Source organism: Helicobacter sp. UBA3407, assembly GCF_949747025.1.
Taxonomy (GTDB): Bacteria; Campylobacterota; Campylobacteria; order Campylobacterales; family Helicobacteraceae; genus Helicobacter_D; species Helicobacter_D ganmani.
Genome location: NZ_CATKCB010000099.1, coordinates 1 through 21,549, shown reverse-complemented (window position 1 = coordinate 21,549; position 21,549 = coordinate 1). Strand labels below are relative to the sequence as shown.

At 37.6% G+C, this 21,549-nt stretch carries 20 protein-coding genes and 3 tRNA genes; 22 read left to right on the top strand and 1 reads right to left on the bottom strand.

What is annotated here, in order from left to right; genetic code table 11:
* The first annotated feature begins 28 nt into the window (after positions 1-28).
* Positions 29-301: a helix-turn-helix transcriptional regulator gene (locus tag Q1553_RS02605; RefSeq protein ID WP_115551175.1), complete on the top strand. Its 273-nt coding sequence runs from the start codon at positions 29-31 to the stop codon at positions 299-301.
* Positions 302-476: 175 nt separating this feature from the next.
* Here Q1553_RS02605 and Q1553_RS02600 read toward each other — a convergent pair whose 3' ends face one another.
* Entirely contained in the window at positions 477-1,334 is an 858-nt protein-coding gene (locus tag Q1553_RS02600; protein ID WP_300842736.1) for a zinc ABC transporter substrate-binding protein, read from the bottom strand.
* A 70-nt stretch (positions 1,335-1,404) separates the two neighbouring features.
* On the opposite strand from Q1553_RS02600, the gene Q1553_RS02595 reads away from it, so the two are divergent.
* The 21 genes from Q1553_RS02595 to Q1553_RS02495 form a co-directional block, all read left to right on the top strand.
* Positions 1,405-1,481, top strand: a tRNA-Arg gene (locus tag Q1553_RS02595).
* A gap of 52 nt (positions 1,482-1,533) precedes the next feature.
* Entirely contained in the window at positions 1,534-2,187 is a 654-nt protein-coding gene (locus tag Q1553_RS02590) for a TIGR00730 family Rossman fold protein (protein ID WP_297578113.1), read from the top strand.
* Between the two features lie 121 nt (positions 2,188-2,308).
* Positions 2,309-3,472 (top strand): replication-associated recombination protein A, encoded by a 1,164-nt coding sequence (locus Q1553_RS02585; RefSeq protein ID WP_297571415.1) that lies wholly within the window; start codon positions 2,309-2,311, stop codon positions 3,470-3,472.
* 2 nt (positions 3,473-3,474) lie between these two features.
* Positions 3,475-4,152, top strand: coding sequence for a 3-methyladenine DNA glycosylase (locus Q1553_RS02580; RefSeq protein WP_297571442.1), 678 nt, complete (start codon positions 3,475-3,477; stop codon positions 4,150-4,152).
* Between the two features lie 10 nt (positions 4,153-4,162).
* Positions 4,163-5,542 (top strand): M20/M25/M40 family metallo-hydrolase, encoded by a 1,380-nt coding sequence (locus Q1553_RS02575; RefSeq protein WP_297578111.1) that lies wholly within the window; start codon positions 4,163-4,165, stop codon positions 5,540-5,542.
* A gap of 56 nt (positions 5,543-5,598) precedes the next feature.
* A complete protein-coding gene (locus tag Q1553_RS02570) occupies positions 5,599-6,471 on the top strand; it encodes a peptidyl-prolyl cis-trans isomerase (protein WP_297600749.1) in 873 nt (290 codons plus the stop codon).
* Between the two features lie 9 nt (positions 6,472-6,480).
* Complete coding sequence (locus Q1553_RS02565; RefSeq protein WP_297600753.1) at positions 6,481-7,014, top strand: META domain-containing protein; 534 nt, start codon at positions 6,481-6,483, stop codon at positions 7,012-7,014.
* Between the two features lie 71 nt (positions 7,015-7,085).
* Positions 7,086-7,889 (top strand): spermidine synthase, encoded by an 804-nt coding sequence (locus tag Q1553_RS02560; protein WP_297578106.1) that lies wholly within the window; start codon positions 7,086-7,088, stop codon positions 7,887-7,889.
* Positions 7,886-8,497 (top strand): dephospho-CoA kinase, encoded by a 612-nt coding sequence (gene coaE, locus Q1553_RS02555; protein WP_115551166.1) that lies wholly within the window; start codon positions 7,886-7,888, stop codon positions 8,495-8,497. The genes Q1553_RS02560 and coaE overlap by 4 nt, the downstream gene beginning before the upstream one ends.
* Before the next feature lie 44 nt (positions 8,498-8,541).
* Positions 8,542-8,617: transfer RNA gene (locus tag Q1553_RS02550), tRNA-Ala, on the top strand.
* 5 nt (positions 8,618-8,622) lie between these two features.
* A tRNA-Arg gene (locus Q1553_RS02545) sits at positions 8,623-8,699 on the top strand.
* Between the two features lie 400 nt (positions 8,700-9,099).
* Complete coding sequence (locus Q1553_RS02540) at positions 9,100-9,783, top strand: hypothetical protein (protein ID WP_297571410.1); 684 nt, start codon at positions 9,100-9,102, stop codon at positions 9,781-9,783.
* A gap of 294 nt (positions 9,784-10,077) precedes the next feature.
* Positions 10,078-11,190, top strand: a complete 1,113-nt coding sequence (locus Q1553_RS02535) for an efflux RND transporter periplasmic adaptor subunit (protein WP_115551163.1) — start codon at positions 10,078-10,080, stop codon at positions 11,188-11,190.
* Positions 11,191-11,205: 15 nt separating this feature from the next.
* Entirely contained in the window at positions 11,206-14,331 is a 3,126-nt protein-coding gene (locus tag Q1553_RS02530; RefSeq protein ID WP_115551162.1) for a multidrug efflux RND transporter permease subunit, read from the top strand.
* On the top strand, positions 14,324-15,736 hold the full coding sequence (locus Q1553_RS02525) for an efflux transporter outer membrane subunit (RefSeq protein ID WP_115551161.1): 1,413 nt from the start codon (positions 14,324-14,326) through the stop codon (positions 15,734-15,736). The genes Q1553_RS02530 and Q1553_RS02525 overlap by 8 nt, the downstream gene beginning before the upstream one ends.
* Before the next feature lie 268 nt (positions 15,737-16,004).
* Positions 16,005-16,919 carry a branched-chain amino acid transaminase gene (locus Q1553_RS02520; RefSeq protein WP_297571408.1) on the top strand — a complete coding sequence of 305 codons (915 nt, stop codon included), beginning with the start codon at positions 16,005-16,007 and terminating at the stop codon, positions 16,917-16,919.
* Between the two features lie 13 nt (positions 16,920-16,932).
* Entirely contained in the window at positions 16,933-18,027 is a 1,095-nt protein-coding gene (locus Q1553_RS02515; RefSeq protein ID WP_115551160.1) for an SPFH domain-containing protein, read from the top strand.
* 10 nt (positions 18,028-18,037) lie between these two features.
* A complete protein-coding gene (gene hisIE, locus Q1553_RS02510; protein WP_115551159.1) occupies positions 18,038-18,733 on the top strand; it encodes a bifunctional phosphoribosyl-AMP cyclohydrolase/phosphoribosyl-ATP diphosphatase HisIE in 696 nt (231 codons plus the stop codon).
* Between the two features lie 19 nt (positions 18,734-18,752).
* Positions 18,753-19,286 carry a DUF2393 family protein gene (locus Q1553_RS02505; RefSeq protein WP_115551158.1) on the top strand — a complete coding sequence of 178 codons (534 nt, stop codon included), beginning with the start codon at positions 18,753-18,755 and terminating at the stop codon, positions 19,284-19,286.
* A gap of 10 nt (positions 19,287-19,296) precedes the next feature.
* On the top strand, positions 19,297-20,211 hold the full coding sequence (gene pdxA, locus Q1553_RS02500; RefSeq protein WP_115551157.1) for a 4-hydroxythreonine-4-phosphate dehydrogenase: 915 nt from the start codon (positions 19,297-19,299) through the stop codon (positions 20,209-20,211).
* 44 nt (positions 20,212-20,255) lie between these two features.
* Positions 20,256-21,549: hypothetical protein (locus tag Q1553_RS02495; RefSeq protein WP_300842735.1), on the top strand; the 1,294-nt coding region annotated here is incomplete at its 3' end.

Genomic DNA, 21,549 nt, shown 5'->3' with positions numbered 1-21,549 from the left:
TTTAACTTATTATGATAAGGTGATTTAGTTGCCACTAGAGCCTGAAGAGATTAAAGAAATTTATAAACAAATCGGCGCAAATGTTGCAAAAATAAGGAAGAAAAATCATTATTCCCAGCTCAAACTTTCTTTAGCCATAGGACACAATTCCGTAAGTCTTGTTTCTTTTGCTGAAATTGGGTTAAAAGGAGCGCATTTTAATATTGAACATCTTTTGCAAATTGCTAAAGTTTTAGAAGTGGATATTTGTGAGTTTTTTGATGGAATTTCGTTTCATGAATCAAAGAGCGAAAATAAATAAATATTTAATTAAGCAAAAATCTTGCAAGGAATAAGATTATAGAATCATAAATATGTTAGAATTGTAGATTGCCGCGATTCCTTGTGGAATCTCGCAATAACGAAAACTTAGTGAATCTCTTACAAGGGCGCAAGTGGAATCTTTAAAAAGCGCACACATAAGAATCTAAGAGATTCTATTCTTTTTGCGCATTTTCTTTTAATGTAGTAGCAAAGTCTAAGAGATTCTTGCTCCAAGGGATTTGCAAAGGGGAAAAGAATCCAAGTTGCGCACCGCTTTCTTTGGCAATAAATTCTGCGGCTTTGGTGGAAAATTCCGGTTGGGCAAAAATGATTTTAAGATTATTGTTTTTAATCGTTTCTATGACGCTTATCATTTCTTGCATTTTTGGACTTTTTCCCTCAATCTCAATCGCAATTTCCTCTAAGTGATAATCTCTAGCAAAATACCCAAGCATAGGGTGAAAAACAACAAATTTCTGATGTTCTTTTAAGGTGTTTAAGATTTGCCTTAATTGCATATCGGTTTGATTGATTTCAGCAAGGAGGGCTTGATAAGCTTTTGAATAATCTGTCTTTGGGTCTAATTCTTTTAAAGCCTCGTAAATATTCTGTGCAATTTGTTTAGCGTTTTGCGTAGAGAGCCAAATGTGTGTGTCCCCCTCATTGTGAGAATGTCCCTTGTGTTTTTCGTGTGAATGTGCAAAGTTAATTTTTGTGATTCCTGAACTATTATCATAGATTTTCATAGCCTTGTTTTGTGCTTTGAATCGCTTTAGCCAAATAGCTTCAAACTCCATTCCAAGACCAAAATAAGCTAAAGCAGAATTTACTTTTTTGACATCTGAAAACTTCGGCTCAAAGTCGTGGGGATTGATTCCAGATTCTATTAAGGCAAATACTTCGTATTGTTCCCCCACTATTTTTTGCACAAATTCTTGTTGCATAGGAATGCTTACTGCAATGATTTGTCGTGCATCTTGCGCAAAAGTGATTTGACTTATCCACAACAAAGCTAAGAATAACTTTTTCATTGTCTTTCCTTTTAGTAATTATTAAATTTTTTTGAGATATTATTATACCTTATTTTAAATTTTAAAATATGCGTTCATAGCTCAATTGGATAGAGCATCAGACTTCGGATCTGAGGGTTGGGGGTTCGACTCCCTCTGAGCGTACCACATAGAACTTTCTTAACATTTATCAATCAAACAAATTTAAAAAGGCTAAAATATGGATTTAAGCGCATTAAAAGCAGAGATTAAAGACGGATTAAAGACTTTAGAAAATTTGGATAATATTGTTACGATTTTTGGCGGAGCGCGTGTGAGTTGCGAGAGTAAAGCTTATCAATCCATTATGAAGCTAGCGCAAAAACTTGGCGCAAAGGGTTATTCTATTATGACAGGGGGCGGTCCTGGGATTATGGAAGCAGCGAATCGCGGGCTGATACAATACAAAAAAACTCAAAGTTTGATGTTCCCTAGCGCAAGATTGAAAAATCATTCGGTTGTATCTATTGGTTTGAATATCCAACTTCCCCACGAACAACAAATGAATCCTTATGTAGAAGTGCCACTGAAATTTCAAAATTTTTTCAGCCGAAAAATCGTTTTTAATTATAATTCTACCGCATTCATTGTAGCAGTCGGAGGGTTCGGCACTTTAGATGAATTAAGCGAGGTTTTGGTGTTAATTGCGACAGGTAAGCACAAAAGAATCCCGATTATTTTGTATGGCAAAGATTATTGGAAAGGATTTATGCAATGGCTTCAATGCACGATGTTAAAAGAGGGCGTTATTTCAAAAAAGGAATTAGAACTAATCCAAATTGCAAACAAACCCAAAAAGGTTTTAAAGATTTTAAAAAAATATCAAAAACAATGATGAATCCTGTTAAAACACAGGATTGCCTATACCATACATCATAAAAAGCACCATAAAAGCTGCGAAAATCCCAAGTAGCAAAGGAACAAACTTTGACATATTTTTCCTTAAAAGAGTGAAAATGAAAAATTTAGCATACAATAAAAGACCTAAAAGTTTCCAAGATTTTGTAGGACAATCGCATCTTTTTGGAGGAAATGCTCCTTTAATGCGCCTTATTTTGAGCGGTAAGATGCCACATAGCTTTTTCTTTGGACCTCCCGGAAGCGGCAAAACGAGTGCCGCGATTCTCATTGCTAGAGCAATAGACTCTCCTTTTTATTCTCTAAATGCGACAAGCTTCAAGTCAGAGGAATTGCGTGCAATTTTGAAAAATTATCAAAATACATTACAAAAACCATTGATTTTTATTGATGAAGTGCATCGTTTAAACAAAACCCAACAAGAAATGCTTTTGCCCATTATGGAAAATTATCAAGCGTTAATTTTGGGAGCTTCTACAGAAAATCCCTATTCTGCACTCACTCAAGCGATTCGTTCGCGTTCAATGGTATTTGAATTTTATCCCCTAGAGAAAAAGGATTTAGAAGAGATTTTAAAACCTTATGCACTAAGCACAGAAATTCGAGATTTTTTAATTCAAACAAGTGGCGGCGACGCAAGGGCAATGCTGAATCTGTTGGATTGCGCTTTAAGCACGGATTTGCCCTTAAATGTGGAGTTATTAGAAACTTTCCGCAAAACAAATTTAAGTGGAACGAGTGAGTTAGATACGCATTATAATCTGATTTCCGCAATGATTAAAAGCATTCGTGGAAGCGATGAGAATGCAGCGATTTATTATCTTGCGCGTTTGATTGCTGGGGGTGAGAATCCGGAGTTTATTGCGCGTCGTCTTGTGATTTTAGCGAGTGAGGACATCGGAAATGCGAATCCAAATGCGTTAAATTTAGCTAACTCTACCTTGCAAAGTGTTGCAAAGATTGGTTATCCAGAGGCAAGGATTCTTTTAGCGCAATGCGTGATTTATCTTAGCAGTTCGCCCAAATCCAATAGTGCCTATTGTGCCATTGATAAGGCATTGCAATATGTAGAGCAGAATCCCAACGAGCCGATTCCGCAAAATATTGTGCAATTTAACAAAAACTATCTTTATCCTCACGATTTTGGTGGTTTTGTAGAACAAAAATATCTTCATAAGGATTTGAAGTTTGTAGAGTGGTTACCTAAGGGGTTTGAAAAGACTTTAAAGGAATGGCTAGATAAAATTAAGGGCAGAGAATGAGAATCGCAGATAGTTATGAATTGCTAGAGTATCTAAAGTCGCAGAATCTTTTGCCAGTGATTCCACAAGACTTTGTAGAGATTTCTTTAGCGGATTTGGAATCCTTAAAAGATTTATGGTGGTGGCCTAATGCGCTAAGTTTTGAAGTAATTGTCGGGGCGATTTTGGTACAAAATACGCGTTGGGAGCAAGTTTCTAGTGCGTTAGAAAAATTAAAAAACAAAGAAGTATTGAATCTAAACTCTTTGAGTGAGATGTCCTTGCCAACCTTACAGAATCTCATTCAAAATGTCGGATTATACCGCCAAAAAGCAGCAAGAATCCAGCAACTTTGTCAAAATATTTTAAAAGATTTTGGAGACTATGCAAGTTTTTGTGCGCAAGTTTCAAGGCAGTGGCTTTTGAGTCAAAAGGGCATTGGAGCCGAGAGTTGCGATGCGATTTTGTGCTATGGATTAGGAAAAGAAGTAATGGTTGCAGACAAATACACTTATAAGCTACTCCAAAGCTATGGTTATACTTTGGAGTCTTATGAGGATTTACAAGTTTGGTTAAGCAGTGGAGTGTATGAAAATTATGACAAGGTTTGCACGCTTTATGGCTTTAAGATTCCGCTTAATCTGCTCTTTGCAAGATTCCATGGTAAAATTGTAGAATATTGTAAAATTCATAAAATCTAAAGGAAAAAATATGCAAAAATATAAGAATTTTGAACCCATAAAGGTATTTTTGGAAATTTGTGCGATTCCGCATTCAAGCTTCCAAACGCAAACATTAAAAGAATGGATTATTGAAAAAGCGCAGAAGTTTGGCGCAAAAGTACAATGCGATACAGCGGGCAATGTGCTATGCACAAAAGGCTTACCGAAGTTGTGCTTGCAAGGACATTATGATATGGTGTATGTTGGACAATCTGCACAATTTTTGGTAAAACCCAAGTTTATAGAGCGTGAGGGCAAAGCATTTTTGTGTGCGGAGGATTCTAGTTTGGGGGCAGATAATGGCGTGGCTTTGGCTTGTATGTTGCTTGCATTAAGGGATTGCCAAAATATAGAATGTCTCTTTACAATAGATGAGGAGGTAGGAATGATAGGAGCAAAGGAGATTGCACTGCCTCTTTTGGCTCCGTATATGCTAAATTGTGATAGTGAGGAGATAGACGAGGTAGTATGCTCATGTGCGGGTGGTTATGATTTGGAATGCAAAATGTCTTTTCCAAGCCTTGAAATCACACAAGATTGTGAGGTTTTGGAGATTTGCACGCAAGGTTTTATTGGGGGACATAGTGGAATTGAAATCCACAAAGGAATTCCTAATGCGATTTTGGAATTAGCCAAAGTGGCACAATCTCTTATAGAATGTGGTGCGCTAGCAATAGAGTTTTGTGGGGGAGAAAAGAGAAATTCTATTCCTGTGAATGCGACTTTATCCGTTGCGATTCCACAGGAGAGAAAGGCGCAATGCAAAGAAATCCTAGAAAGAATCACACAAGGAAGTTTAGAGGATTGTGTACAATTTAAAGTTACGAAAAAACCACTAGAAAAACAAAGAAAGACTTTTGATATTCGTAAGCTTTTGGAAGCTATTTTGGGCTTACAAAATGGCGTCATAGTTACCCAAAATACCGAGCCGATTCTCTCAAGCAATCTTGGCATTTTGCAACAAGACTTTCAGGGTGAAAAAGTGCAGATAGAATTTGTAGTAATGGGGAGAGGGAATCAAGAATCTTTAATGCAGGACAATATTGCCAAAGAGAAAATGAGATTAGAAGCATTGGGTTTTGAAATTGCATTATTGGATTATTATGCGCCTTGGGAGAGAGAGGAAAGCGAATTGTTGCAAAATGTCTTGCAAATTGCTCAAAAGCACAATTCTAACGCGCAACTAAAAAGTATTCACGCAGGGCTTGAATGTGGAATCTTAAAACAAAAATATCCCTCCATTTGTTTTGCTTCTATTGGTCCAAATATTTCTCATCCGCATTCTGTGCGTGAAGAGCTTGACTTGGAAAGTTTTGTATGCTTTGATAAAATTCTGCAAGATGTGCTTAAAAGATTTGACGCATTTTAACAAAAACCTAGAGAGATTCTGCTAAAATTGCTCAAAATTTAGTTTTAGGAATCATAATGGCAAAACACAAATGGAATTTAAAATTTCTTGTTTATTTTGTGGGTTTTGGTTTTTTGCTAGCCCATTCTAGCTTATTTGCTGCCCCTTCTCTCGTGAATGGAATCGCATTTTTCGTCAATGATTATCCTGTTACTTTAATGGAAGTTTATAAAATACAGCAACGCGACAAAGTTTCGCAACAGATTGCGATAGACTTGCTTATTAATGACCGCTTGCATAAAGAGGAAATAGATAAAAGAAAAATTATTGTCAATGAGATAGAGATTCAAGATGAGATTGCACGAATCGCAAAGCAAAAAAAGGCAACATTGGAGCAAGTGAGAAATTATATTCAAGGGAATGGCGGAAATTGGGAGCATTACAAAGAGGAAATTAAACGCAATTTGCAAAAAAGAAAGCTTTATCAATCTATTACGCAAGAGGGTTTGAGAATGGCAGATGAAAAAGAGCTTGAAAATTATTATAATACGCACAAGCAAGAATTTTCTATCCCTCAAAGCATAGATGTCGTCAAATACTTCAGCAAAGAGGCAAAATCACTTGAAAAAGTTGTCCAAAGTAATGGTAAAGTCGTTTTGCCCAATGTGCAAAAGACAAATGAAGTATTGCAAACAATGGAGTTACATCCGCAAATCGTCAGTGCTTTTACACAAGGGGCAATCGGCAGATTCACTCCGATTTTTCCTGTTTCTGATGAATTTGTTGTGTTTTTGATTAAGGCAAAAAATAATCCTGCGCTTTTGCCTTATGATAATGTGCGCAATGTAGTTTTGCAAAAAATAATGGAACAAAAAGAGGATTATTTGATTTATGAATATTTTGAAAAGTTGCGTTCTAACGCAAAGGTAAATATTGTACGTTTAAATTAAGGAGTAAGTATGCGTAAAATGCAAGAAATTTTGAAATGGGGTTTGTTTGGTATGGCGATGAGTGCGGCGGCTTTTGCCTTTGTAAGTTGTAGTTCTAGTGTTGTTACTCCCAATGACCTAAAGTTTGCTCCCTGCTATCATCAAGGAACAAAGACGGCTAAGAATTGTGAGGAAGTGGATTTTGTAACGCTTTTGGAATCCAAAAAAGAATGGAAAATCCATTCATATCATTTCAAAGGCAAAACCATTATTTTAGAAAAAAATGTAGAGAATCTCCCGATTTTGCAGTTCTCCAAAAATCAAATCTATGGCACTTTTGGATGTAATCAATTTTTTGGAAGTTATTTGATTCAAGAGCAATCTTTCCACCTAGACAATGTCGGAATGACGCGTAAAATGTGCGAACCCAATACGATGACACACGAAGACATTTTGGTGCAAAACTTTCTTAATGCTTCTACAAAGATTCTTGTAGTAGAAGAAAGCAAGGGAATGAGTAAAATTTTCTTTATAGGAAAAGATTTTTATTTGGTATTGAACTAAACATATAAGTTTAAAGATATTTTTACCAAAATTACAATAGGCTTTTGAGATTTAACGAATAAAGGAAAAATATGTGGGTTACAAAATCCTATAACGATAAATTTCAACAAGAATATAAAATAGAACGCAAATTGCACGAAGTCAAAGGTGAAAGGCATACATTGGAGCTTTTTACCTCCAAAGCATTTGGTGAGATTGCCTTGCTAGAAGAAGGAATGTTGCTTCAAAAAATGCTTTGTGTGCAAAGTGAGTTTTTGGCACATCTCTTGGCTTGTTCGCACAGAGCACCCAAGCGTGTATTGATTGCGGGAAGTTTCAACTTAGAAATTGCTTTTGAATTTTTGCGTCATCAAGATTTATGCGTAGATTTTTTGCAATTTGATTTAAAGGTTTTAGAATCGCTTGTTAGCTTTTTTCCGCATTATAAAGAAGTGATGGAATCCCCGCGCTTTACTTTGATTCCACAGCAAAGCAAAGAATTTTTAAGGCAAAATACACAAGAAAATCGGGTAAGTTATGATATTGTCCTGCTTTTGGATTCTGCACAGCAAGCGCAGGATTATCAGCCTTTGCTAGAAGAAAAAGGAATTTTAATGATAAAATCACCACAGATTCTTTTAGAAACCTTAGAAGTCAAGCGTTTATTGGAATCTTTGGGAGATTTTAGGGTGAAAATGCCTTGTTTCGCGCCTTTGTCTCTTTTACAAGATTGTTATATTTTTGCCTCTAAAATCTATCACCCCACAGCGGATATTCAGTTGCAACGCGCAGATATGTTAGAGGGATTGCAATATTATCACGCAAATTTACATTTGAGTGCATTTGTGTTACCAAAATCCGTTAAAAACATGCTTTTTGGAGTAGCGAAAAATTGAAGCTTAGATATGCTATTGCATTAAGCGGTGGAATCGCAAGTGGCAAAAGCACAGTGGCTTCGCTGCTAAAGCTTTATGGGTATCATATTATTTGTGCAGATGAGATTGCACATACGATATTGGATTCTAGCGCAAAAGAAGTGATTGCGCTTTTTGGTGATGAAATCTTAAGTGCAGATTGTAGTGATTGCGCATTGAGGATTGATAGGCAAAAATTAGGAAAGATTGTGTTTGCAGACAAAGTTGCTAGGGGCAAGTTGGAATCCATTTTGCACCCAAAAATCCGAAAAGAGATTCTACAACAAGCGCAAAAGCAAGAAAGTAAAAAGGTTTTATATTTTATTGATATTCCTTTATTTTTTGAGACAAAACATTATCCAATTCAGCAATCTCTGCTGATTTACACAACAAAGGATTTACAGATTGAACGTCTTAAGAAACGCAATCACCTAAGTGAGCAAGATGCGCTTTGTCGTATAGAATCGCAAATGCCATTAGAAGATAAATGCGCAATGGCTAGTTATGTGATTGACAATTCAGGAAGCTTAGAGGAATTGCAAAGTGCGGTGGAAACTTATTTGCACTCTCTACAAAAGCTTAAAATTTAATTTAAGCTTTGTTTGCTATAATTACGCCTTTTAGTAAAAGTGTAGGGGTGTTAGCTCAGCTGGGAGAGCGCAACGCTGGCAGCGTTGAGGTCAGGAGTTCGAACCTCCTACACTCCACCATATATGCGTCCGTAGCTCAGCTGGATAGAGCAACAGGTTGCGGTCCTGTAGGTCGGGGATTCGAATTCCTCCGGGCGTACCATTCTCCCTCTTCCTTAAATTCTCATAAATTTTGATGGATTAATATAACTTTATGGAATCTTAATTTTATTCTCTATAAAATAAATCATTGTTTAGCTTGTTAGTCTAGTGTGGATTAGAAACTTATTCTATCATTTGAGCGTATTTAAGGAATGAAATGTTTTTACAATTCAAACAAACCACAATAAATCTTATTTTACTTAAAGGCTATTCCTGCGGGGGGGGGGGGGCTTTTAGTAGAAAAATTAACATCTCTAAATTTAAAAAATCCGCTTTTATTCCTCTCTTCATTTGGCAAATTTTTTCTCATTATTCTATCATATCAGATTCTTTTAGGTAAGCAATTCTTTTGCAATCTTCACTTTAGAATTATTGATAAACACTAAAGAAGGGTAATATTGATGTTGAATAAATTGGAAATAGAATCGTTAAGGCAGTATTATGAGGCGCAGATTGGGCATTTGCGTCAAAGAGCAGTTTGTATTGATACAATGACAATGGATATAGAATCTTTCCATATTGCTATCAAGGAATTGCAAGATAGAAACTTTGCCAATCAATCTAAAGAAAAAAGTTTTGAAATCATTTCTCACATTCATATGCAAACCTTAATGAATCTTGAAATTCGTTTAAAGAATTTGTTGCAAGATTGCAATGGTATTGAGTTTGCCAAGACCAAAAATGCGCACAAAAGCAAGAGTGTCAAAAAAGATTCCAAACATTCTTATGAATTTTTGGCTGTTTTGCACTCTAAAACACAAGAGTTAAAAGAGAGTTTAACATTTGCCCAAACGGATTTGGAGGATATTTTAAATGTTTCAAGGTTGATGCAAAAAAATGGCGAATTAATCAGTTTGATGACTTTAAAATTGAGTAAGAAAGTGATGAGCCCTGCAATGACCAATGGAGTTTTGCAAGATATTTCTATCAAAGCGCGTCAAGTTATAAAAACATTGGACGGAATTGGTGAGGGATTGCAAAGCGCAACAGAATGTATTTGCCAAAAATACGAGCAATTACAAATGCAATTAAGAGAGATTATAACGCCTTTGGAATGGGACAAAGCAGAAAGGTTGCAAAATTAGACAATGCGTTATTGCGAGATTCTATATTATGGAATCGTGGCAATCCGTAGCTTTGAGATTGCAAAAAACAATGGAATCTCAAAGGTTGAAACCTCTTTTGTCTTATAGAATTTTGAAGTTTTTTTAAAGCAGTTCAGGATTTTTTATTATTTTTAAGGTTTTTTTGAGTTAAAATATCGCATTAAATTTTGTGTAATTGCCATTACGCAAAATTTTTACAAAACAAATTGTCTTACAGGCATTTAAATACCAAGCAAGCCCTATGCTTGGAATCATTCATATAAAAGAGGAAAAATGAAAAATTATCTTAAAATACTTTCTCAATTATTTTTAGGCGTCCTTTGTGGTGTTGTCTTATTAACAGGTTGTTCTAAAGAAAATAAAGGCGGAGAACAACAGCAAAATATGGCACTTCCTGTTAATACGCATAATGTTAAAAGACAAGATGTGCCGATTAACTTTGAATATCCTGCAAAGCTAACAAGTTTGCAGAGTGTAGGAATCTATGCACGTGTAGAGGGAGTTTTGTTGGAGCAATATTTTGTTGAGGGTGCATTGGTTAAAAAGGGCGATAAGCTCTTTAAAATTGAACCTGACAAATATCAAGCAGCTGTCAATATGGCACGAGCAGCTTTTAAAGCTGCACAACGTGATTGGATTAGAGCACAAAAGCTTTTCAAAAATAAAGCACTTAGCCCAAAAGAATATGATTCTGCACAATCTACTTATGAAAATACGCGTGCGAACTTGGACGCGGCAATGATTGATTTGGGTTACACTGATGTAATGGCAACTGCAAGTGGTAAAATCAGTATGAAGCGTTACGACATCGGTGATTTGGTGGGTAAAGTAGGAGCAGATAATTTGCTCACAACCATTACGCAATTAGACCCAATCCACGCAGAATTTTCTATCCCTAGCAATGATTATTATTTCTTGCGCACTTTGGATTATGAAAATGTCAAGGTGATTTATCTGCTTTCTGATGGCACACCTTTTGATAATCTTGGTAAATTAGACTTTATTGATAGCGTTTTAGAACCAAGTACGGCAACAATTAAAGCGCGTGCTATTGTAGAGAATCCAGAGCATTTGTTGGTGCCCGGAGAATTTTCGCGCATTCGTTTAGATGGAATCATCGCAAAAGATTGCATTGCGATTCCACAAGTAGCACTAATGCAAGACGCCAAAGGAAGCTTTGTCTTTAAAGTTGTGGAGGGGAAAGCCCAGCCAACACCTGTGGTGTTAGGTTATAATATCGGTAACGATGTGATAATCAAAAGTGGTTTGAATGACGGAGATATAATTGTTACAAGTCAGTTGATTAAATTGCGCCCGGGTGCTCCAGTAACTCCGCTCAATCAGGCACAGACCAATCAAGCTCCAAACAATCAGGCTAAGCCTTAAGCAAAGGATTCTTTAATGTTTTCTAAATTTTTTATTGAACGTCCTGTTTTGGCAATGGTGATGTCCATTATCATTGTCATTGCTGGGGCTTTGTCGGCTTTTTCTTTGGCAGTGGAGGAATATCCTCAAGTAACTCCACCAGAAGTCGCAGTATCTGCTACTTATCCCGGCGCAAGTGCGGAAGTTATTTCTAATACCGTTGCAAGTGTATTGGAGAATAGTATCAATGGGGTAGAAAATATGATTTATATGCAAAGTTCTTCCACTTCTAGTGGTTCTTTAAGCATTAATGTGTATTTCACCAATGAAACAGACCCAGACCAAGCAACCATCAATGTAAATAATCGTGTGCAAGCTGTGTTAAGTCAATTACCACAAGAAGTCCAAAGGTATGGCGTAACAGTTAATAAGCAGTCTTCTACGATTTTGGCGGTTTATTCATTATTTTCTGATATGCCCAATCAAGATGCAACTTATATTGCAAACTATGCCGCAATTAATATTTTAGATGAGTTAAAACGTGTGCCGGGCGTTGGTGATGCAACACTCTTTAGCAGACAAGAATACTCTATGCGTATTTGGCTTTCTCCTGATAAATTGACCAAATACAACCTTACTCCCTCCGAAGTAATTGCTCTAGTTCAAGAGCAAAATTCGCAGTTTGCCGCAGGATTCTTTGGACAAGAACCCGTGCGAAAGGATTTAGAATTTACTTATAGTGTAACAACAAAAGGACGTTTTAGTGATGCAAAAGAGTTTGAGGAAATTTTGATTAAGACAAACGAAGATGGTTCTGCTCTGCGTCTTAAGGATATTGCACGGATTGAATTGGGGGCGGAGGATTATAGTGTGAATGCTTACTATAATCAAAAAGAGGCAGTTGCCTTTGGTGTTTTTTTGCAACCTGGAGCCAATGCGTTAGATGTCGCCGATGGTGTGGCTGCAAAGCTAGAGGAGCTTTCAAAAGATTTCCCTGATGGTTTGCAGTATGCGATTCCTTATGATACAACACAATTTGTGAAAATATCTATCGGTGAGGTGATTAAAACTTTTGTTGAAGCAATTATTCTTGTTGTGATTGTTATTTACTTCTTTTTACAAAACTTTAGGGCGACGATTATTCCTGTTATTGCAGTGCCAGTGTCTATTATTGGCTCATTTGCGGGAATGTATTTGCTCGGATTTTCTATCAATCTATTGACACTTTTTGGGCTTATCTTGGCGATTGGAATCGTCGTAGATGATGCGATTATTGTTATAGAAAATGTAGAGCGACTTATTCACGCAGAAAAACTCCCCGTAAAAGAAGCCACGATTAAGGCAATGGAGGAGATTCAAAGCCCGGTTATCGCAATTGTATTGGTGCTCTCTGCGGTGTTTATTCCTGTTGCGTTTATTGGAGGATTTAGTGGAGAGATTTACAAGCAGTTTGCGGTAACTATTGTTATTTCAGTTGTTATTTCAGGATTTGTTGCTTTGACGCTTACGCCTGCACTTTGTGTTTCAATCCTTAAAACAAAAGAACCAAAGCCTTTTTATATTGTTAAGAAATTCAACACTTTCTTTGATTGGCTTACACATAAATTTACCGAAAAAGTCGCGCATACGATTCGACGTGGAAGTTTGTATGTGATTCTTTTTGTGGGGTTATTGGCAATTACAGCAGGACTTTTTACGCGTGTGCCAAGTGGGCTTGTGCCATCAGAAGATAAGGGTGTTTTGCTTATTTCTATGCAGCTTCCACCAGCAACTGCTCTTAGCAAAACAACACAAATGGCAGATTTTGTGGCAGAATCAGTAATGAATAATCCAAACTCCTATTCTATTATGACACTCGCAGGTTATGATATGCTCTCAAGTGCAGTAAGAAGTCATGGTGGTACAGCGTTTATTATGTTAAAAGATTGGAAAGAAAGAAAGAGTGCAGGGCAGCATTCTCAAGCTTTAGCGGGCTCTCTAACAGGACAGCTTATGAAATATCCTAGCGCAATTATTTTCGCACTCAATCCTCCACCGATTATGGGACTTAGCTTGACAGATGGATTTGAAATGTATATACAAGACCGCACAGGAGCTCCTGTGCAAGAGTTGCAAAAAAACACGCAGCTTGTTTTAGAGGCTGCACAAAAGCGTCCAGAACTCACAGGACTACGAACAACCTTGAGCGTAAATGTGCCGCAATATCACATAGATTTGGATAGAGAAAAAGCAAAAGCAATGGGGGTGAATGTGGTTGATGCCTTTACGACACTTCAAGCAACTTTTGGGGCATATTATGTCAATGATTTTAATCTCTTTGGGCGCACTTACAAGGTGAATGTGCAATCTGAAAGTCCTTTTAGAGAAAAGCCAGAGGATTTGCGTAATGTCTTTGTGCGCTCTAATAGTGGCGAACTTGTGCCGATTAGCGCGCTTGTAAAATATGAACGCGTGATTGGTCCAGATATTTTGGAGCGATTTAATCTCTTCCCGGCAGCACAAATTTCAGGAGATGCAAAACCGGGCTATTCTTCAGGGGACGCACTTTTGGCGATTGAAGAAGTCGCTAATGAAGTTTTGCCAGAGGGTTATACGATTGCATTTTCGGGAAGTTCTTATCAAGAAAAAGCAAGCAGTGGGACAGGAGCGGTTGCTTTTATCTTTGGACTTGTTTTTGTTTTCTTGATTCTAGCGGCACAATATGAGCGGTGGCTTATGCCTCTTGCAGTTGTTACTGCTGTGCCTTTTGCGGTGTTTGGTGCGATTTTAGCAACTTGGCTTAGAGGATTAAACAATGATATTTATTTCCAAGTCGGGTTGATTACCTTGATTGCACTAGCAGCAAAAAATGCGATTTTGATTATTGAGTTTGCAATGCAGGCGCGAGAACACGAGGGTAAGGATATTTATGATTCTGCGGTGGAAGCAGCAAGATTGCGATTCCGCCCGATTGTAATGACTTCGCTTGCATTTACAATCGGTGTTTTTCCTCTCGCAATTAGCACGGGTGCAGGGGCAGCTAGTCGCCACGCAATCGGAACAGGTGTCATTGGTGGAATGCTTGCAGCAACTTTTATTGCTACTTTCTTTATTCCGCTTTTTTATACTTATTTTGCAAGATTTAGCGAATTTATCGCGTCTTTTAGGAGCAAACATGTTTAAGATTTTTAAAATTTGTTTTCCTCTTGCGATATTGGCTATTTTAGGAAGTGGTTGTTCTCTTTCTCCAAAATATGCGCAACCACAAACAAACTTGCCGGATTCTCAAGAGGCAATACAATCTGCGCAAGAAATAGCAATTTCGCAAAAATGGTGGGAAGAGTTTGGAGATGAGACTTTAAATCGTTTTGTGGAGGAAGCATTGCAGAATAATTATGATTTACTTGTTGCAATGCAAAGAGTAGAGCAGGCGCGTAGTCAATGGAGCTATGCGAGAAGCGACCGCTATCCTAATATCCAAGCACAGGGCGGGGCAACAAAGAATCGCAAAAATCTAGCGCAAAATCAGCCAGACAATTACAACAATTTCTCTTTAAGTGCGGTTTTGAGCTTCGAGCTTGATTTGTGGGGACGCGCAAGAGATGCGGACAGAAGAGCTTTGGCGCAGTTGTTTGCAGTGAAGGCAAATCGGGATATGGTGCGCTTAAGCCTTGTTTCAAATGTTGCAGAAAGTTATTTTGGAATCCTAACACTAAATAATCAAGTGCAGATTTCTAAAAATACCTTAAAAAGTCGCGAGGAAAATTACGAATATCGCAAGAAAGAGTTTGATGTAGGTAAAATTTCTGAAATTGATATGCAACAAGCGAAATCCGAAATGGCAAGTGTGCGTGCGCAGTTGCAGAGCCTTTTAATGGAGCAAAATGCTGCACAAAGTGCATTTTTGATTTTGCTTGGACGCGACGGAGCGGGAGTTTTTGCTAATGAGATTCCAACACAACCACAAGATTTGCCTAATTCTCCTATGATTGAGGCAGGTTTGCCCTCTAGTATTTTAGAGAAGCGACCAGACATTGAAGCGGCAGAACAGAATCTCAAAGCTGCAAATTTTAATATTGGAATCGCAAGAAGTGCATATTTTCCAACGATTTCTTTAACGGGGCTTTTTGGTTATGTAAGCCCGCAATTAAATGAGCTTGTGAATACTTCTAATTCTACATGGAATTTCGGAGGAAACTTTGTTGGAAATTTGATTGATTTTGGACGCACAAGCTCTAATGTAGATTTGGCTAAATCTCAATATGAAGAGATGATTCTAAACTATGGACAGACTTTGCGCACTGCCTTTGGTGAAGTCCGAGAAAGCTTGTTTAATTATCAAATGACAGGAGAGAAGTTGAGCAGTTTAGATGAGCAGGTTTTAGCACTTAAGCGCACATTGGAGCTCGCGAATTTACGCTATGGTGAAGGTTACACGAATTACCTTGAAGTGCTTAGTACACAAAGTTCTCTCTTTAGTGCGGAGTTAAGCCAGCAAAGTGCGAAATTAGAAACTCTAAGTGCAGCAATTAGTCTTTATAAAGCCTTTGGCGGTGGTTGGGATAAAGAAAAATATCAAGAGGAATAATGCTTGAATGGTGCAATAAAACAAGCTTTTGCGATTCCATTGAATATTCGCTTTTGACTTATATTACGGATTGCCTTGAAGTTGCACTAAGCAACTTCTCGCAAAGATGAAGCTTAACTCGTCCTTGCGTTTCACTCACTACATTCTTGAGAGGGCGAGGCTAGAAACAATCCATAATCTTGCAAAACTTAATTTTAAGCAAGATTTTGTTACACTCTGCATTTTAAAAATTAAGGCAATATTGGCTTTATTGCTATGGAGATTTAGAATGAATGAAGCAAAATCAATTTGGATGGACGGCAAATTAGTGCCTTGGAAAGAAGCGAATGTCCATATTCTCACACATACATTGCATTATGGTAATGGTGTATTTGAGGGCACAAGAGCGTATAAGACTGATAAAGGAATGGCGATTTTTCGCCTACAAGACCACGCAAAGAGGCTGATAAATTCTGCTAAGATTGTCGCGATTGTCCCAACCTACACACAAGAGGAAATCGCAAAGGCGCATATAGATGTGCTAAAGGACAATGCTTTCAATGGCAATGTATATTTGCGCGGAATCATTTATCTAGGCTATGGCGTAATGGGCGTGTATCATAAAAATGCGCCAGTGCAAACGAGTGTAGCAGCGTGGGAATGGGGTGCATATCTCGGCGATGAGGGATTAGAGAAAGGGATTCGCGTCAAAACTTCATCTATTGTTAGAAATTCTACAAAATCACTCTTTGGCAAGGCAAAGGCGGTGGGCAATTATCTAAACTCGCAAATGGCAAAATTTGAGGCTATTGAATGCGGTTATGAGGAGGCTTTATTGCTTGATGAGAATGGAATGGTAGCAGAAGGAAGTGGAGAGTGCTTTTTCATCGTGCGTAATGGGGTTTTAATCACTCCTCCAAGTGATAGCGTGCTAGAATCTATTACGCAGGATTCCATTATTACAATTGCACAAGATTTGGGAATCAAAGTAGAGCGCAGAAATATCACGCGTGATGAAGTTTATATCGCCGATGAGGCGTTTTTTGTCGGGACTGCGGCGGAAGTTACACCTATCTGCGAGTTAGACGCGCGTGTGATTGGTAGTGGGAGACGAGGTGAAATAACTCATAAACTCCAAAATACGTTTTTTGATGTTGTCTATGGGAGAGATGAGAAATTCTCCCATTGGCTAACTTACATTTAAATAAAGGTTTGATATGCCCATTGATTTAAACGAACATTTAAGACAAAAAAACAGAAATTATAACGACTCAAATACTAGCAATAATTCTAACAATGACAAGGGTGGAGGCAATAGCGGAAACAACAAAAATCGTGGATTTCAAACCCCTAAAATGCCGAATTTTAGTATGCCAAATGGTAAAAAAATGGTAGGATTGTATCTACTAGTAATTCTTGTGATTTTACTCTTTTTGCTTAAGCCTTTTACAATCATCAATAGTGGTGAAGTGGGTGTAAAGATTACGACAGGGGAATTTGACCCGACTCCTTTGCAGCCGGGCATTCATTTTTATATTCCTGGCATTCAAAAAATTATTGCAGTAAATACAAAAGTTAGAATCGCAGAATTTACAAGTGTAGAAACTTCAAGTTATCGTAATCGTGATGAGGGAAGCCTAAGAAACCAAGCCATTAGTGTGTTGGATTCTAGGGGTTTGTCTGTGTCGGTGGAGCTTGCAGTGCAGTATCGGCTAGATCCTTTAAGTGTGCCGCAAACCATTGCAACTTGGGGTCAAAATTGGGAAGAGAGAATCATTACTCCCGTGATTCGTGAAATTGTGCGCAATGTCGTAGGAAGCTTCCCTGCGGAGGAATTACCGACTAAGCGGAATGAAATCGCAACTTTGATTGACCACAAATTCCGCGAAAACATTAATGGGCTTGAGAACCGTCCTGTGGAATTAGTTTCTATCCAATTAACCGAAATCGTCTTGCCTGTCGCAATTAAAGAACAAATTGAACGCGTGCAAGTTGCGCGACAAGAAGCCGAGCGTGCAAGATATGAGGTAGAGCGCGCAAAACAAGAGGCAGAGAAAAAAGCTGCACTAGCTAAAGGTGTTGCGGACGCAACTATCATTGAAGCCGATGCACAAGCCAAAGCGAATCGTTTGATTAGCCAAAGCCTTAATTCTCCGCTTTTGCAGTTGCGTCAGATTGAGGTGCAAGGAAAATTCAATGAGGCTTTACAAAATAATCGCGACGCAAAGATTTTCTTAACACCCGGTGGTGCAACACCAAATATTTGGTTAGATTCTAAAGATAATCAACGCGCAACTTCTGTGAGTAATTAAGGAATTTTAAGTGCAGGCAATTCTCAAACAAATTGCGTGGGAAAAGCTCAATGGCTTGATTCCTGTTATTGCACAAGATTATAAGACACAGGAAGTTTTAATGCTTGCATTTATGAACAAGGAAGCATTAGAGTTAAGCCTACAAAGTGGTTTTGCGCATTATTTTTCGCGTTCCAAGCAGCGCATTTGGAAAAAGGGTGAGCAAAGCGGACATACACAAAAAATCTATGAAATATTGCTAGATTGCGATAAGGATAGCCTGCTTGTAAAAGTGGAGCAAAAAGGTGTTGCTTGTCATAGTGGCGCAAAAAGCTGTTTTTTTAATCTTGTTAGTCAAGGTGAGATAACAAATACTGCCTTAGAATCCCAAGCGGATATGAGCGTGATTTATGGAGTGGTAGATTCTCTTTACCATATTTTACAAGAGCGCAAAGGTGCAGATTCTAAAACTTCTTACACGGCTTCACTTTATCATAAAGGTGAGAATACGATTGCAAAAAAAATCGTGGAGGAAGCTGCAGAACTTGGTTTTGCAATCAAAGATAAAGATTCTAAAGAAATTATTTATGAAGCAGCAGATTTACTCTATCACGCACTTGTTGGGCTTAGCTTTAGCGATATTTCACCCGATTTGGTAAAACAAGAGATTGTGAGACGTTTTGGGTTAAGTGGAATTGAGGAAAAAAATTCGCGTCAAGAAAAATGATTCAAGGTTAAGCTAGATTATGGACGAAATGAAAAATTATTTAATGGCTCTGCTAGATACAATCCATTATTTTTCTTTGCCTGATTATTTGGTGCTTAGTTGCATTTTTTTAATTATCTTATTGTTTTTTTTACTAAGCATAGCATTGCGTTTTAATGCTTTGCTCGCAACCTTAACATTTGTTATTAGCGGAATTTTTCTTTTTGGCTCTCCTTTTATTTATCAGACGATTATGGAATCTTATGTCAAGCAAATAGACCTTACGCTTTTTCATAATGAACAACTGCATTATGATGATGTGTATTATATTGAAGGACAATTTACCAATGTGGGTTTAATAGACTTTAGAGGTTGTGTGTTGAGCGTGAATTTTATTCCAATGGGATTAAAAAAAATCAAAACTTTGCGGTATAAAATTAAGCCTAAATTTATGCACATAGAAAATTATAAGATTCCTCTTAAGAAATTAGAATCTAGGGAGTTTAAACTTATTATCCCCTCTCCGCAAGCAAATATGAAATTTACTTTAGATACAAAAGGGGCGTGTTATTAATGGAGGGTAGATGAAAGTCGCAATTAGTATTGGGGATTCTAATGGCATAGGCTTGGAGATTCTGCTTAAAAATCACAAGAGGATTTCTAAACTTTGCACTCCGCTTTATTGTGTAGAGAAAGAATTATTGCAAGAAGCGGCTAGAATGCTACAAATAAAACTACCCAAACATTTAAAGTGTATTGCCCCTAATGCCAAGATTCCTCCTATTATGCCTGCAAAAATCACCAAAGAGAGTGGCGCGTATTCTTATGCTAGTTTTTTGAGTGCGCTTAATCTCACATTGCAAGGTAAGGCAAAGGCATTCGTTACTTTGCCGATTCATAAAAAAGCGTGGCAATTAGCTGGGATTCCTTATGTGGGGCATACAGAAGCCTTACGAGATTTGCTAAAGATGAAGCAAAAGCAAGCTATAATGGTGTTAGGTTCGCCTAAACTTTATGTGGCACTTTTTACAGACCATATTCCATTGCAAAGTGTCCCACAATCCATTCAAGTGCAATCTCTGAAAAGTTTTTTGCTTCATTTCGCACCTTATGTTACAAAAACACCCTGTGGCGTGCTTGGTTTAAATCCGCACGCAGGAGATTTTGGGGTGCTAGGCAAGGAGGAGGAGGCAATTACGCAAGCAATTAATAAAGCAAATCAAACGCTTAAAAAACAAGTTTTTATAGGACCTCTTGTGCCGGATACTGCATTTGTGGGTAAGCATCTGCGTTATTATGTCGCAATGTATCACGACCAAGGCTTGATTCCACTCAAAACTTTATATTTTAAAGAAAGCATTAATCTAACGCTTAATCTGCCAGTTATTCGCACTTCTGTGGATCACGGCACAGCATTTGATATTGCTTATCAAAACAAAGCGGACTCTACAAGCTATTTGAATGCGGTAAAAGAAGCGGTTTTCCGTGCTAAGAAATGAAACGCAACTTGTCCGCATTGAAAAAACACATTAAAGGAACTAGAATGAAAGAAAAAACAAAAGTCGTTTTGCTAGGTGGGAGCAATTCTATTGCGGTAAATGGCTTGCAAAAGGGCTTAAGACAAGAAAATATAGAGCTAACAAATCTTGCGCTTGGTGGCACGGATAATCTGCAAAATCTTTTTGAACTCGTCCATAGTAAGAATCAAAAAGTCTTAAGTGAAGCAGATTTTATTGTTATTGAGACTAATATTAATGATTCGTATATGATACCGCAAGGATTCAACCTCCAGACGATAGGGAGAAATTTCTGTTGGCTGTGCGAAAAACTCTATCAATTCAATAAAAAAGTGATTTTCTTGATTTTACCCTTTGTGTATGATAATCTTTCTTTGAATGCACTTTTAAAGTCAAAAGCAAATTATTATGGATTCAATGTAGTGGATATACACGAGCAATATAAAAAATGGGGATTACTTCAGTTTTATAATACCACAGATGCGTATCATCAAATATATGCATTGATGTGTTTAGTTGGTCAGAGGATTATAGAATCTTTTGATGAATTTAAATCGCCAAAGCCTCGTATGGGTTGTGCGGAGGACTTGCCAGATTTTGCGATTCTCTCTCCTGTTGAATGTATGGGTGCAGAATCCCTTACACCCATACATTATGGTAATTCTACCTACCAAGAAACAACTTATAAAATAACGAAAAACAATGCAATCCAATTTCCAGAAGAAATGGAGGGCTATGCAGTCGTAGGGGTTAAAATATGGAATCTCGGGTTAGTTCGTAAAAATAGCGTGAGTTTTGTGCTAAGCAATCAAAAATCAAAAGTCGTTAAAACGATTCTTGATGGGCATTTGCTTGTGCATACTTTGGATTCTATCCTAGAGATTGATGGACAAAGTTATTTTAGGATTAACACGGAAAATGAGCCGATGACAGAATCTAGTGTGTGGCTTCACAAAGATAGACAAATTTGCCCTGATATTGATTTTGCAAATGTAGTTTGTTTCTATCTTGCGCGTGGAGGCAAATGGAATTATGAGATTCCATACAATGTAGAAGTGCAAGTAGAATCCGAATATGACTTCAGCCACATTCTCCCCAATTTTAAGGCGATTAAAGAAATCATTGAAGAGTATTGCATAAGAATGGACAAAGTAAAATTTGCTCCTTTGCAAAAGCAAATCCAAACTCTCCAATCTCAAAGTGGCAGTGCTACTGCTCGTCTCCAATCCCATTTAGCCTACAAATTAGGCAATGCAATGATTCTAAACTCCAAAAGCTTATGGGGAATGATACGCTTACCTTATGTTCTAAGCTATATTA